Origin of the sequence: Streptomyces sp. NPDC058289, from assembly GCF_042880975.1 — a bacterium.
GTDB classification, from domain to species: Bacteria; Actinomycetota; Actinomycetes; order Streptomycetales; family Streptomycetaceae; genus Streptomyces; species Streptomyces stoeckheimensis.
In genome coordinates this window covers 1-13148 of the sequence record NZ_JBHVYI010000001.1, presented here as the reverse complement: position 1 = coordinate 13148, position 13148 = coordinate 1, and the positions used below count along the sequence as shown (strand labels likewise).

The following is a 13148-nucleotide window of genomic DNA, read 5'->3' as shown; positions in this document are numbered from 1 at the left end:
CAGGGGCGCCTTGCATCAGGGGAGAACGTCGCGTGGGCGACAGGACAAGGTCCCATCGCCCACAGTGCGTTGGTACGGCCGCCGCAGAGCCCTAAGGCTTGAGCTCCACCAGCGGCAGGGACACCTCGGGGTCGTCCAGGCAGATGCCGGTCCGCAGGTCGAAGACCTGCTTGTGCATCGGCGAGGCGACGACGGGCACCCCGTCGCGCGAGCCCATGATGCCGTTGGCGATGACGTCGGCTCCCGAGAAGGGGTCCCGGTTGCCGACCGCGTAGACCTCGCCCGCACGGTCCTTGAAGACCGCGGCCTCGGTCCCGTCCGGCAGCACCGCGGTCCGCCCGCGGCCCGGCTCCAGCGCCTGCGCCGCGCCTTCGGTGCCTTCGGCCGCACCGAAGTCCACGGTCCCGAAGCGCTCCAGCGCCGCCGGGTCCTCCAGGACCGCGGACCACTCGTCCTCGTACGCCGACACGTGGCGCTCCATCTGCGCCTCCAGTTCTGCGCAGATGCCGAGCGAGTCCTCGATCAGGACGGCCTTCAGGTGGTCCAGGCCCGCGGTGCTGCCGCCGAGCCGCTCCAGCCAGGCCGCCGTCCGCTCCAGGCGCTCGCCGGTGCGGATGTAGTACATGAGGAACCGGTCGATCAGCGCGAAGAGTTCGGCGGTGTTCAGGTCCGAGGCCAGCAGGTCGGCGTGGCGCGGGGTCGCGCCGCCGTTGCCGCTGACGTACAGGTTCCAGCCGTTGGCGGTGGCGATGACGCCGATGTCCTTGCCCCGCGCCTCCGCGCACTCGCGCAGGCAGCCCGAGACGCCGCCCTTGAACTTGTGCGGGGTGCGCAGACCCCGGTAGCGCAGCTCCAGGTCGATCGCGAGCTGGATGGAGTCGCCCTGCCCGAAGCGGCAGAAGCGGGCGCCCACGCACGACTTCACCGCGCGCAGGGACTTCCCGTACGCCTGCCCGGACTCGAATCCGGCGCCGCCGAGCCGCCGCCAGATGTCGGGCAGCTGCTCCTTGCGGACACCGAAGAGGCCGATGCGCTGGGCGCCGGTGATCTTCGTGTAGAGGCCGTAGTCCCTGGCCACCTCGCCGAGAGCGATGACCTGCTCGGCCGTGATCTCGCCGCCGGCGACGCGCGGGATGACCGAGTAGGTGCCGTCCTTCTGGAGGTTGGCGAGGAAGAGGTCGTTGGAGTCCTGCAGGGCCGCCTGCTCGCCCGCCAGGATGTGTCCGATGCCGAGGTCGGGGGCGAGGGTGCCCAGGACGTTCGCGACGACCGGCTTGCAGACTGCGCAGCCCTCGCCGCCTTCGCCGTAGGACTCCAGCAGTTCGCTGAAGCTGCGGATGCGCTCGGTGCGGATCTTCTCGTAGATCTCGGCCCGGGTCAGGGTGAAGTGCTCGCACAGTCCGCGGGGCTTCTCGATGCCCGCCGCGGCCAGTTCTGCGTCCAGGACCGCCTGCAGCGTGCCGAGGCAACCGCCGCAGCCCGTGCCTGCCTTGGTGCACTTCTTGATGCCGCCGATGTCGGTGAGGGACTCCGCGACGACCGCCTCGCGCACGCGGCCCTTGGTGATGTTGTGGCAGCTGCACACCACCGCGTCATCGGGCAGCGCGTCCGCGCCGGGCAGCGCCACGCCGTCGCTCGACGGAAGGATGAAGGCCTCCGGCGGGGCCGGCAGCTGCCGGCCGGCGTGCGGCTTCAGCGAGCCGTACGCCTCCGCGTCGCCGACCAGGATTCCGCCGAGCAGCGCGCCGTCGGGGCCCAGCAGCAGCTTCTTGTAGACGCCCTCGCGGGCGTCGGAGAAGACCACCGAGACGGCCCCGTCACGACCCTCGGGGGCGAAGGGGTCACCGAAGGAGGCCACGTCGGCGCCCATCAGCTTGAGCTTGGTGGAGGTGTCGGCCCCGGTGAAGGTCAGCTCGCCGGCGCCCGCGAGGGCCTCGGCGACGGTCTCGGCCATCTGGTAGCCGGGGGCGACCAGCCCGTAGACCTTGCCGTCGACGGTCTGGGCGCACTCGCCGATCGCATAGGCGTACGGGTCGCTGGTGCGGCAGTGGCCGTCCACGACGACCCCGCCGCGGTCGCCCACGGCGAGCCCGCACTCGCGGGCCAGGCGGTCGCGCGGCCGCACACCGGCCGAGAAGACCACGACGTCGGAGCCGATCTCCTCGCCGCTGGTCAGCCGGAGCGCCTGTGCCCGCCCGTCGGGGTGGATCTGCACGCCGGCCGCGCCGACGCCCGTGTGCACGGCGACGCCCATGGACTCGATGGTGGCCCGCAGGGCGGCCGCGCCGCCGTCGTCCACCTGCAGGGGCATCAGCCGGGGCGCGAACTCCACGACGTGCGTGGCCAGTCCGAGCGTGCGCAGCGCGCCCGCCGCCTCCAGGCCGAGGAGCCCGCCGCCGATGACCACACCGGTACGGACCTCGGCGCCCGCGGCGTACGCGGTCAGGGCCTCGACGTCGTCGAGCGTGCGGTAGGTGAAGCAGCCCTCCGCGTCGGCGCCGTCGATCGGCGGCACGAAGGGGTAGGAGCCGGTCGCCAGCACGAGCGCGTCGTAGCCGAGCACGTCGCCGGAGCGGGCGGTGACCGTCCGGGCGGTGGTGTCGATCAGCTCCGCCGGGTCGCCGAGGCGCAGGTCGATGCCGTACTTCTCCAGGAAGCCGGGCTCGACCAGGGACAGCTCCTCGCCGGTGGAGCCGGTGAAGGCCGCGGACAGGTGCACGCGGTCGTAGGCCGGGCGCTCCTCCTCCGCGAGGACGGTGACCTGCCAGCCGCCGCGCCCGGGGCGGGTCGGGTCGGCGAGCGCGTCACGCTCGGCGAGCGCCTCCAGCAGGCGGTGCCCCACCATGCCGTGGCCGATGACAACCAGCGTCTGCCCCATGGATCTCACTCCGTGTGTCCCTGTGCCGCGCGGTCCCGGGGAGGCCAAGGCGGCCGGGCGGGGACGTCGCGCGTGCATGCGTTCCGACCTTTCGACGGTAGGTCCGCACCGCGGCCCCGAACGCCCGAAAAGGACCCCTGGGAACGGGGAAACGACCCTTTCCACACGGGACCTCCGGCCTGCCGCGCGGGCCCTTGGCCAGGCTGCCGGCGGCCCGCGCCGCACCTAGCGTGGGAGGAGGACCCCGGGGCCGGATCAGGGAGGCGGACCACATGCTCGTCATCGCCGTCCACGGCAGCGCGGTTCCGGAAGCCGCCGCGACTTTTCGCCGGCTCGTCGCCGCCGTCGAGGCCATCAGCGGGGTGCACGCGCTGGTCGGGCACCTCGACGTGCAGCGCCCCTCGCTCGCCGAGGTCGTACGGGAGCATCCGTACGCCGTGGTCGTCCCCCTGCTGCTCGGCGACGGTTTCCACCGCCGCGTCGACATACCCGCCGTTCTGGAGGGCACCGGCTGCGTGCTCACCGAGGGCCTCAGCGGCGAGCGCGACGTCGCCCGCGCCCTGCACGGCCGCCTCCGCGAGGCCGAGCGGCGCCGTGGCCCGTACACCCGGGCCGACGCGGTGGTGGTGGCCGGCGCCGGCTCCTCCCGCCCCGGCGGCAATGCCGGTACGGAGGCCTGCGCGGCCCAGCTGTCCGCCCTGCTGGAGTACGACGACGGCGCCGCCCCCGTCCCCGCGGTCCCCGCCTACCTCACCTCCGCCGGGCCGACCGTCGACGAAGCCCTGGCCTCCTTCCAGGGCGCCGGGTACCGCCGGATCGCGGTGGCGACGCACCTGCTGGCCCCGGGCCGCTTCACGCGCGCTCTGAACGCCTCGGCCGCCTGGACGGTCTCGGAGCCGCTGGCCGACCACCCGCGGCTGGCCCGGCTCGTCCTGGGCCGGTACGAGTCCGCCCGGGGCACACGGGCCCTGAGGGCCGCGCGCCTCGCCTGCTGAGCGACGTAGGGCTGCTGTCCTGGACGGTATGGCTCTGGCTTACGTACCCATGACCGCCCGCAGCCGCGACGAGGGCCACCGCGCCGCGACTCCGCTGGAGCTGTTCTTCGACCTGTGCTTCGTCGTCGCCATCGCGCAGGCGGGCGCCCAGCTCGTGCACGCGCTGGCCGAGGGCCACCCCGGCACCGGCGTGATCAGCTACATGTTCGTGTTCTTCGGCGTGTGGTGGGCGTGGATGAACTTCACGTGGTTCGCCTCCGCCTACGACTGCGACGACGTGCCCTACCGGATCGCGACGCTCGTCCAGATCTCCGGCGTCCTCGTCTACGCGGCCGGCGTGAGCCGGGCGTTCGACCAGAACGACTGGACGGTGGCCGTCCTCGGCTACCTGATCATGCGCGTCGCCCTCACCGCGCAATGGCTGCGGGCCGCCTCCGGCGAACGCGGCGAGGCCCGCGCGGCGGCCCTGAAGTACGCGGCCGGGCTGGTCCTCTGCCAGGCCGGCTGGGTGGCGCTGCTGTTCGCCCCGGACGGCTCCAAGCGCTGGCTGTTCCTGATCCTGGTCGTCGCGGAGCTGCTGGTTCCGGTGGTGGCCGAGCGCGGCCACCAGACGCCGTGGCACGCCCACCACATCGTGGAGCGCTACGGCCTGTTCACGATCATCGTGCTCGGCGAGACGATCGCGGCGAGCACGGTGGCCGTGAAGTCGGCGCTCGACGAGCACGAGGCCCTGGGCGAGCTGCTGCCGATCGCGGCCGGAGGGCTGCTCATCGTCTTCGCCGCCTGGTGGATCTACTTCGCGGTGCCGATGCACGAGCACCTGACCTCCAACCGGGAGGCGATCCCGTGGGGGTACGGACACCTGTTGATCTTCGCCTCGGGCGCGGCGATCGGTGCGGGCATCGAGGTCGCGGTCGAGCACGCGGTCGGCAAGGCGCACGTCTCGCAGCTCGCCGCGAACGCGGCCGTCACCGTCCCGACCGCGCTCTTCCTGCTGATGGTCTGGCTGCTGCACTCCCGCCACTTCAAGCGGGGCCTCGCCCAACAACTGACCCTGCCGGTCTCCGCCCTCGTGGTCCTGGCCTGTTCGTGGACGGGCACCTACGCCGTCCTGTACGCGGGCCTGGTCGCGACGGCCACGGTGGTGGTCGGCCTGACCCTGGCCAACCGCGCCGCCCAGCCGCCACCGGCCGAATCCGGCCCCGCGGGCGCTTGAGGCGACGTTCAGCCCCGCCGGCGTTTGAGGCGCGGGGCTCCGGGGCGGAGCCCCCGGCAACGGCGCCGCGCCGGACCCGTCACCCCCACACCCCCGGCACCGTTTTCAGCCCATGACACTCCCCGCACAACGCCCCGGCCCAACCACCGGCCAAGACCCCGGCAGGGAATTGGCCGACCCGGCCTTCTGGCAGGCTCCCCCCGCCCACCGGCTGGCCGTCTTCGCCCGCCTGCGGGCCCTGGACTCCCCCGTGTTCGTCCCCGAAGGCGGCGGGCACTGGGCCCTCGTACGGCACGCGGACGTGCAGGAGGCGAGCCGGCTGCCCAAGGTGTTCGCCAGCGCGCCCGGGGTGACGACACCTGAGCCGGCCCGCTGGGTGCGGGCACTGTTCGGGGACTCGATGGTCAACCTGGACGGCGCCGAGCACGCGCAGCTGCGCAAGATCGTGCAGCGGGCCTTCACTCCCCGGCTGCTGGCGGCCGCCGAGGAGGACATCCACGCGGTGGCGGCGCGCATCGTGGACGACGTACTGGACCGGCGGCCGGACGAGTTCGTCGAGGCAGTGGCCTCGAAGCTGCCCCTGGAGGTCATCTGCAACATGATGGGCATCCCGGAGCGCTACCGCGCCGAGATCGCCGACCGCGTCAACCACGCCTCCGAGAACATCGGCGTCGAACGGGGCCTGACGGCCCGGCTGCGAATGCCCGGGCGCGGACTGCGGGCCCTGGCCCGGATGCAGCGGATGGTGGCGGGGATCGGGCGGGAGCGGCGCGAGAACCCCACCGACGACCTGATCTCGGCCCTGGTCTGCGCGAACGTGGACGGCGAGGCGCTCGGCGCCCGCCAACTCGGAGCGTTCTTCTCCCTGTTGATGGTGGCCGGGGTGGAGACCACCCGCAATGCCATCACCCACGGCCTGACCCTGCTGACCGACCACCCGGACCAACGCGACCTGCTGCTCGAGGACTTCGAGGCGCACGCGGACGGTGCGGTGGACGAGATGATCCGCCACTCCACGCCGATCATCCAGTTCCGCAGGACGGTCGCCGCCGAACACACCCTGCGCGGGCACGCGTTCGTTCCCGGCGACAAGGTGGTGCTGTACTACGCCTCCGCCAACCGCGACGAGGAGGTCTTCCCCGATCCGGACGCCTTCGACATCACCCGCTCCCCCAACCCCCACCTGGGGTTCGGCGGCGGCGGACCGCACTTCTGCCTGGGCGCGCACCTGGCCCGGGTGGAGATGAAGGCGCTCTTCCGCGAGCTGCTGACCCGCCCGGTCGGACTGCGCGCGGTCGGCCTGCCGGACCTGGCCGGGTCCAGCTTCGACAACCGGGTCCGCTCGCTGCGCTTCGCCTTCGAACAGCCGTAGGCCGGCCCGAAAAAAGGCGGCCCGGAAAGGGCTGACCGGAACGGGCGGACCGGCCACCGGGCAGGCTGGGAGCCCGGCGGCCGGAGCGGAGATCGACGCACGGCATGCAGCGTGCGGCGAGGCGTGCGGCGATCGTGCGCGCGCCCGAAGGGTGCCTAGCGCTGCAGGCGCCGCACCGCGAGGACGGCGTGGGCGCTGTGGTTGAGCACCTCGGTGTCCCCCGCGAACGCCTGCAGCGTCTCGGCCTCGACCGGCTGCCCGGGCACCGCCTCGGGCCAGGCGCGGGTGGCGAAGAGGAAGTACGCCTGCCCGCTGTCGGCCGCCGCCTTGACCCACTCCGGCGGGGCGATGCACTTCGCGTTCATGCCCGGCAGGGTCAGCGCGATCTGGTTGCCCTCCAGGAGGATCTGCACCGGGAAGGAAGCCGGGTTGCGGACGCCGTCCATCACCACGTCGCCGATGGGCAGGCCGATCTCCTCCAGGAGCCCGCGGGCGGCCGCCTCGCTCGCCGCGGGACCGTCCGGACCGTCCCCGAGGATGTAGGCGAGGAGATAGGGAATGTCGTGGGCCTCTTCGGGGTCGCCGATCCACGCGAGCACCGAAAGGGTGCCGAGCTTGGAGCGGTCGAGTTCGGCCTGGGTAGAAGTCATGCGCCGCACCTTAGTGGTCGCCGCCCCGGCCCTTTGACGCCGTTTCACCCGGGCGGGCTAGACCGCCCAGAATCCACCTCCGGAATTCGCCTGCATGTTCGCGTCCTGGTACTGGAGACGCACGATGCGCGCGTTTTCCGGAATTTCGAACACCACCCATCCTTCGGCCCGCTCACCGACCGAGAGCGAATCGAAGACGAGTGGTTTGCCGGTCGTGAGCTCCCCCGTGGGCACCACTGGGTGGCGCTGCCCCGCACCGTCGAGCGCCCACATGCGCCCGAGAGCCCCGTACGAGGCGCCGCCGACGTTGACGAAGGACATCGAGGCCGCCACCCAGCGCTTGCCCGCCGCCGGGGCGAAGTTCTTCTCGACGCTGACCGCCGGATCGACGTAGGCGCCCAGCACCACCTGGAGGTGACGGCCCACCTCCCGGCCCCTGACCCGTACGGAGTCACCCACATGGGCGTCCTTCGAGGCGGCCCGCGCCACCCCGTCCCGCTCGGCCGCGGGATCGTCCCCGACACCCGGCGCACCGTCGTCGACCGGCACGGCGGGCACCGCGGCCGGGGCGAGCGCAGCCCCTTCGGGGGCGCCGGAGCAGGCCGTGGCACCGAACAGCAGGAGCGGGAGGAGGGCGGCCGTGACAAGAGCGGGCTGACGCATGCGGGATCCCTTCGGGGATCTTCGGGGACGTATTCCGGTCAGTCTCACGCGCCCGAGCGGGCAATTGCACACACCGACACGAGTCCGCGGAACGCATTGACCTCCATATGCCAGCACAATGCGTTCCGGCGGAATTCCGCAACCCCTTGCAACCCCTCGTCCAACAGGAGGAACGATGGCCACGACCGGCCCCCGCATGGCCTTGGCCGCACTCGCCGCACTGGGCGCCACGGCGGTATTCACTGCCCCGGCGAATGCCGCGCCCTACGGCAGCGACATTCACGGCAGTGACATTTACGTATCTTCGGAAGCCCACATCGCCCCCGACGGCACGATCCACCTTTCCGGTGAGTACCACTGCACCGCGCCGTCACCCGCGGGAGCGGTTCAGATCAAGGCGACCATCGAGCAGGAGGACGTCCGCCTCAGCATCGGCGGCGGCGACGCCCAGTGCGACGGCGAGGTGCACGGCTGGTCGGCGCACGGCACCCTCCGGCTCACCCCGACCGTGCACGCCGGCGAGGCGCTGGCCAAGGCCGAGCTGCAGGAGATCCGCTTCGGCGGCGGACTGCTGCCCCGGTCGATCGACACGGTCGCGCAGGACGCCCACCCCGTCCGGGTGATCGACCACCGGTAGCCGCCGCCCGCGGTGCGCGCGTACGCCCCTCCGGTAGCCGCCGCTACCGGGACCCGGGCGTGGGCCGCAGCCAGGGGCGGCCGCTGCCAGGTGTCGGCCGCAGTCGGCCATCGGCCGAAGCCGGGCCCCTCAGCCGGAGGGAGACCGTCACCGGCACGCGGGCGCCTCGCCCGTCATCGACATGAAGGCCACCGTCTGACACCCCGGATCCGTGTCCGGACGCCCGGTCGACCAGTCCACCGCCGTCGCCGCCCCGGCCGCGCACAGCAGCAGGGCCAGGACGCCCGTCACCGCGCGCTTGCTCAGCCGGCGCACGGGAGGTTCCACAGAAACCGTTCCATGGCGGCATCATCGCCCCGCCCCCACCGCCCCACAACTCGACGTGAGCGCGCGGTCACGGTCCGCCCCGTCACGGTCCGCCCCCTCACGTGGCGCTCCGCGCCGCGCTGCCCGCCGCGGAGAACTCGCACCACACCGCCTTGCCGTCGCCCCGGGACTCCACCCCCCAGTGCGTGGCCAGCGCGTCCACCAGCAGCAGCCCGCGCCCCGTGGTCGCCGACTCCCCCGGGGTGCGCCGCCGCGGCCAGACGCTGGAGCGGTCCTTGACCCACAGCCGGATCCGCCGGACCGGCTCCGGCAGCACCTCCATCGTCAGCACCGCTCCGCCATCGGTGTGCAGCAGGGCGTTGACCAGCAGCTCTCCCGCCGCCAGCTCCACGTCGTCGGCGAGCTCCGGCATGCCCCAGTCGCGCAGCGCCTGCCGCAGGGCGTAGCGGGCCTCCGAGAGCCCCTCCGGGTCCGCCTGGTGGACGTACTGGTGGATGCGCGGTGCCCGGTGCGTGCCCGGGTCGGGGGCCCGGCGCAGCACCAGCAGGGCCACGTCGTCTCCGGAGCCCCAGCGCTCCCACAACCGGTCCGAGAGGTGGTCGGCGAGCGCCCCGGCCTCCTGCGGGCCGCTGCGGACCGCGTGGGCGAGGGCCTCCATGCCCTGGGTGATGGCGGTGCCGGGCTCCTCCACGAGCCCGTCGGTGCACAGCACGAGGGTCTCGCCGGGGACCAGGTCGAGCCGGGTCTCGGGGAACTCCTCCTGCTCGAAGACGGTGGCCAGCCCGAGCGGCAGGCCGCCGCGCACGTTGGGCCAGCCCGTTCGCCCGTCCGTGTGCCGGATCAGCGGTCCGAGGTGGCCGGCGCGGACCGCCCGTACGCCTCCGGTCTCCAGGTCGACCTGCGCGTACATGCAGGTCGCGAACCGTTCGGTGTCCAGCTCGGCCAGGAAGCGGGAGGCGCGCGCCAGCACGGTGGAGGGCGGATGGCCCTCGCCCGCGTAGGCCCGCAGTGCGATGCGGAGCTGGCCCATGATGGCGGCGGCGTGCGTGTCGTGGCCCTGTACGTCGCCCACGACGATGCCGACGCGGTCGCGGGGCAGGGCGATCACGTCGTACCAGTCCCCACCGACCTCGCGCCCGCTCCAGGCCGAGTGGTAGCGCACCGCGATCTCCCCGCCGGTGATCTCAGGGATCCGCCGCGGCAGCATGGCGGCCTGCAGCATGGTGGCGAACTCGCGCTCCTGGTCGAAGAGGAGCGCCCGCTGGAGCGACTGGGCGACGATGCCCGCCAGGCCCAGGCAGAGGTTGCGCTCCTCGGGGCTGAAGTCGGTGCGGCGCCGGTAGAAGAGCACCAGTCCGCCGATGGCCTCGGCCTGCGCGATGAGCGGGAGGTAGGCGGCCGCGTCGTACTGGATGCGGTTCAGGTAGTCGGAGAGCAGCGGGAACTCGTCCGCCAGCTCCGTCAGCGAGGTGACGAAACGTGCCTTCCGGCTGAGCACCGCCTGCGAGAGCGGCAGCGAGCCGTCCAGCCGGGTGAACTTGCGCTCGCTGAGGATCTCCAGGGATTCCCCGCTCAACGCGATGATCTTGATGTGGCCGCCCTCGACCAACCCCAGCGCCATTCCGTCGACGCCGAGCCGTTCCAGCGCCCCCGCGCCCGTCAGCGTGGCCGTCACGTCATCGACCGTCACCGCCCGCGACAGGGCCTCCGTGGTCCGCTGCACGATGGTCGCCTGCTGGGCGCGCGCCGACTCCAGCTTGCGCAGCACCGTGAGGTGGGCGAGCTCGGCCGTCGCGTCGCGGACGATGCCGACGATGCGCACCGGGCGCCCCTCCGCGTCCCGCAGGACCCGGCCCTGGGTGTGCGTCCACTGGTCCCGGCCGTCGCGCCGCTGCACCGTGAAGTACTGGCCGTACGTCTCCTCCCCGCCGTCCAGGACGCCCTGGACGGTGTCCCGGAGCCGCGCGGCGTCGTCCACCGGGATCCGCAGCCCCAGGCTGTCGGGGGTGTGGTCGAACTCCTCCCCCTCCAGATCGAAGACCGCCATCCCGGCCTCGTCCATGTCCATGGTCCCCGCGCCGAGGTCCCACTCGAAGCTGCCCATGCTGTTGAGCGCGAGCCGCTCGCCCGGGCCGATGAGGGGACGCCCGGCGCTCCCGGCGCTCCCCGTGCTCCCGGGACCCTCCGGTCTCTTGTCGCGTCGCTCCGCCGCTGCCACGAGACTCACACCACCTAACGGCCGGGCCAGCACGGCTGGGAAATGAGCCGCTCCCACTCCTCGTCAGGATGCCCCGGAAGGGTGCGTCCGGCCTCCTGCCAGCGCTTGACGAGGGAGAGGTAGATCATCGAGGGATCGTACGGGGCCTGCGCATACGGGGCCTGCGCGTGCCGGCCGTGCGCGTACGGAGCGTGCGGGTACGGGTCCTGCGGAGACGGGTCCTGCCCGTACGAGTCCTGCCCGTACGGAGACTGCGCGTACGGAGACTGCGCATAAGGAGACTGCGCGTACGGCTGCGGGGGCGCCGCCCTCGTCGTGCCGGGCTGCTCCGCACGACTGGCCGGAATCCTCACCCAGCCCCGGCCCTGTGCGCGCTCATCGCTCATCGCGACACCTCTCACGTGTGGTGACTGGCTCTCACGCTCTGTGCCCGGCAGCCGGAGCCCGGTCGGCCCGGGGCGCACCGGTGGAACCCGTCAGCGGGCTCCGGGCCCCCAGACGCTTGCGGACTCCTGACACCAGTCTCCCCGCCGTGAAGCCGGCGCCGTGCACGAATCGCATGGAAGGGCCGAATGAGGGAGCGGTCAGCAGCCCCGCGAAGAACAGCCCCGGCCACGAGGACTCGAAGCCGGGACTCAGCTCCGGCGTCCCGCTCCGCCCTACGGTGACCAGCGCGGCCCGCAGCCCCGCGTCGAGCAGCTCCAGCCGGTCCAGGTCCGGGGTGAAGCCGGTCGCCGCGATCACGTGTGCGGTGTCCAGGACGACGGACTCCCCCGCGGCGGTGGACAGCCCGAGCCGGGTCCGCCCGCCCGCCGGGACCGCACGCTGCAACCGGTGCCCGAGCAGCACGGGAACCCGGCGCTCGAAGCGCTCCCGCAGCCACCAGGCGCCGGCCGGGCCCAGCGCGGTCGCCGCGATCCGCTCCCGGGTGGGCGCGGGCAGCCGGCGCACCGCCCAGGGCAGCTCCGACCAGGCCCAGCTGCGCCAGCCCGTGCCGAGGCCGCTGTGCGGATCGCGCAGGGCGCGCAGCGGGGGCCGCCGCAGCGGCTGCGGGACGGTGTTCCAGTTGAGCCGGGAGCGCCGGGCCACCAGGCACGGCCGGGCCCCGTTCTCCGCGAGCAGGGCCGCGGTCTCCAGGGCCGCCTGCCCGGCGCCGAGCACGGCGACCTCGCGGCCGGCGAAGCGGGTCAGGTCGCGGTGGTCGCTGCTGTGTGAGTAGTGCGCCGCGGGCAGCTCCCGTAGCGCCTCGGGGTACCGGACGAACGGCATCACGCCCACGGCCAGCGCGACCGTCCGCGCGAGCAGCGGCGGCCCCTCGGCGGTGCGGATCAGGAAACCCTCGCCCTGCGGGGTGACTTCGGTGACGGTCGCCTCCTCCACCGGGGGTGTGGCGTGCCGGGCGAACCAGAGCCCGTACGCGCTGAACGTCCCGATGGGCAGCGGAGTTCCGTGTTCGGCGGCGATCCCGCGGCCCGCGCAGTACTCGGCCAGCGTGTAACGCCCGCCGGGCGCCGACAGGTTGGAGGACCACGGCTCCGACTTGAGGTACATGCCGTCGGGCATGTGGTCCCGCCAGGAGGCCATGGGCCGTCCGAGGATCCGCACCCCGAGCCCCGCACCGGCCGCGTGGGCCGCGATCGACAGCCCGTACGGCCCCGCTCCGACCACCACGAGGTCGTCCATCCGTGTCACCGCAGTCCCTCCAGCCTCATGGTTCGTCCACTGCCACCTGCGCCCCGCAACGCCCTGCGCCCCTACGGCTTCAGGTTCTACGACGTCACCGCGTCACCGCGTCACCAGCTCGTCCGGCTCCGCGGGGGCCTCCGGCGGGGCGGACCGGGTGCCGGCTCCGCCGGAGGCCCCGCCCGCGGCGGGCGGGGGCAGCTCCCGGCCCCGCTGGCGCGGGGCCCGGACCACCGCCCGGGCCGTCCGGCGGCCCTGCTCGGGGACTCCGCGCAACACCCCCAAGCCCTTGAACGCACCCCGCCCCAGGAAGGCGGCGAGCATTGCCAGGAACGGCATCGGGTCGTCGGCCGCGAACCACGCCGCCTCCACCTGCCCCCGCTCGGTGAAGGCCACCGTGGACGCCTACGACGGCACGGTGAAGCTGTACCAGTGGGACACCAAGGACCCGGTGCTGAAGACGTTGATGAAGGCCTTCCCGGGCACGGTGAAGTCGAAGAGTGAGATCT

The 13148-nt window shown here is 73.2% G+C and carries 12 protein-coding genes and 1 pseudogene; 5 read left to right on the top strand and 8 right to left on the bottom strand.

Annotated features, from left to right (window positions below; translation table 11 throughout):
* Window positions 1–91: 91 nt before the first annotated feature.
* Window positions 92–2878 carry a nitrite reductase large subunit NirB gene (nirB, locus tag ACFVX6_RS00065; RefSeq protein WP_389686285.1) on the bottom strand — a complete coding sequence of 929 codons (2787 nt, stop codon included), beginning with the start codon at window positions 2876–2878 and terminating at the stop codon, window positions 92–94.
* Window positions 2879–3150: 272 nt separating this feature from the next.
* Here nirB and ACFVX6_RS00060 point away from each other — a divergent pair, with 272 nt between their 5' ends.
* The 3 genes from ACFVX6_RS00060 to ACFVX6_RS00050 all read left to right on the top strand — a co-directional run bounded on the left by ACFVX6_RS00060 (window position 3151) and on the right by ACFVX6_RS00050 (window position 6461).
* Window positions 3151–3873: a sirohydrochlorin chelatase gene (locus ACFVX6_RS00060; RefSeq protein WP_389686283.1), complete on the top strand. Its 723-nt coding sequence runs from the start codon at window positions 3151–3153 to the stop codon at window positions 3871–3873.
* 28 nt (window positions 3874–3901) lie between these two features.
* Window positions 3902–5089: a low temperature requirement protein A gene (locus tag ACFVX6_RS00055; RefSeq protein WP_389686281.1), complete on the top strand. Its 1188-nt coding sequence runs from the start codon at window positions 3902–3904 to the stop codon at window positions 5087–5089.
* Window positions 5090–5201: 112 nt separating this feature from the next.
* On the top strand, window positions 5202–6461 hold the full coding sequence (locus ACFVX6_RS00050) for a cytochrome P450 (RefSeq protein WP_389686279.1): 1260 nt from the start codon (window positions 5202–5204) through the stop codon (window positions 6459–6461).
* Between the two features lie 155 nt (window positions 6462–6616).
* Here ACFVX6_RS00050 and ACFVX6_RS00045 read toward each other — a convergent pair whose 3' ends face one another.
* Window positions 6617–7111 (bottom strand): DUF5949 family protein, encoded by a 495-nt coding sequence (locus tag ACFVX6_RS00045; RefSeq protein ID WP_389686277.1) that lies wholly within the window; start codon window positions 7109–7111, stop codon window positions 6617–6619.
* A gap of 57 nt (window positions 7112–7168) precedes the next feature.
* Window positions 7169–7774: a DUF4352 domain-containing protein gene (locus ACFVX6_RS00040; RefSeq protein WP_389686275.1), complete on the bottom strand. Its 606-nt coding sequence runs from the start codon at window positions 7772–7774 to the stop codon at window positions 7169–7171.
* A gap of 175 nt (window positions 7775–7949) precedes the next feature.
* On the opposite strand from ACFVX6_RS00040, the gene ACFVX6_RS00035 reads away from it, so the two are divergent.
* Window positions 7950–8411 (top strand): DUF6299 family protein, encoded by a 462-nt coding sequence (locus tag ACFVX6_RS00035; protein WP_389686273.1) that lies wholly within the window; start codon window positions 7950–7952, stop codon window positions 8409–8411.
* A 147-nt stretch (window positions 8412–8558) separates the two neighbouring features.
* Here the strand turns inward: ACFVX6_RS00035 and ACFVX6_RS00030 are convergent, their stop codons facing one another.
* The 5 genes from ACFVX6_RS00030 to ACFVX6_RS00010 form a co-directional block, all read right to left on the bottom strand.
* The gene (locus ACFVX6_RS00030; protein ID WP_250737611.1) at window positions 8559–8726 is read right to left on the bottom strand and encodes a hypothetical protein; all 168 of its coding nucleotides are present in this window, start codon (window positions 8724–8726) and stop codon (window positions 8559–8561) included.
* 109 nt (window positions 8727–8835) lie between these two features.
* The gene (locus ACFVX6_RS00025) at window positions 8836–10965 is read right to left on the bottom strand and encodes a SpoIIE family protein phosphatase (RefSeq protein ID WP_389686271.1); all 2130 of its coding nucleotides are present in this window, start codon (window positions 10963–10965) and stop codon (window positions 8836–8838) included.
* A 5-nt stretch (window positions 10966–10970) separates the two neighbouring features.
* On the bottom strand, window positions 10971–11342 hold the full coding sequence (locus tag ACFVX6_RS00020) for a hypothetical protein (protein ID WP_389686269.1): 372 nt from the start codon (window positions 11340–11342) through the stop codon (window positions 10971–10973).
* Between the two features lie 31 nt (window positions 11343–11373).
* Window positions 11374–12639: an NAD(P)-binding domain-containing protein gene (locus ACFVX6_RS00015; RefSeq protein WP_389686267.1), complete on the bottom strand. Its 1266-nt coding sequence runs from the start codon at window positions 12637–12639 to the stop codon at window positions 11374–11376.
* A gap of 102 nt (window positions 12640–12741) precedes the next feature.
* Window positions 12742–13035, bottom strand: coding sequence for a hypothetical protein (locus ACFVX6_RS00010; protein ID WP_389686581.1), 294 nt, complete (start codon window positions 13033–13035; stop codon window positions 12742–12744).
* Here ACFVX6_RS00010 and ACFVX6_RS00005 point away from each other — a divergent pair.
* Window positions 13019–13148: pseudogene (locus ACFVX6_RS00005) on the top strand (UPF0182 family protein); the annotation flags it as partial. The gene ACFVX6_RS00010 and the pseudogene ACFVX6_RS00005 overlap by 17 nt on opposite strands.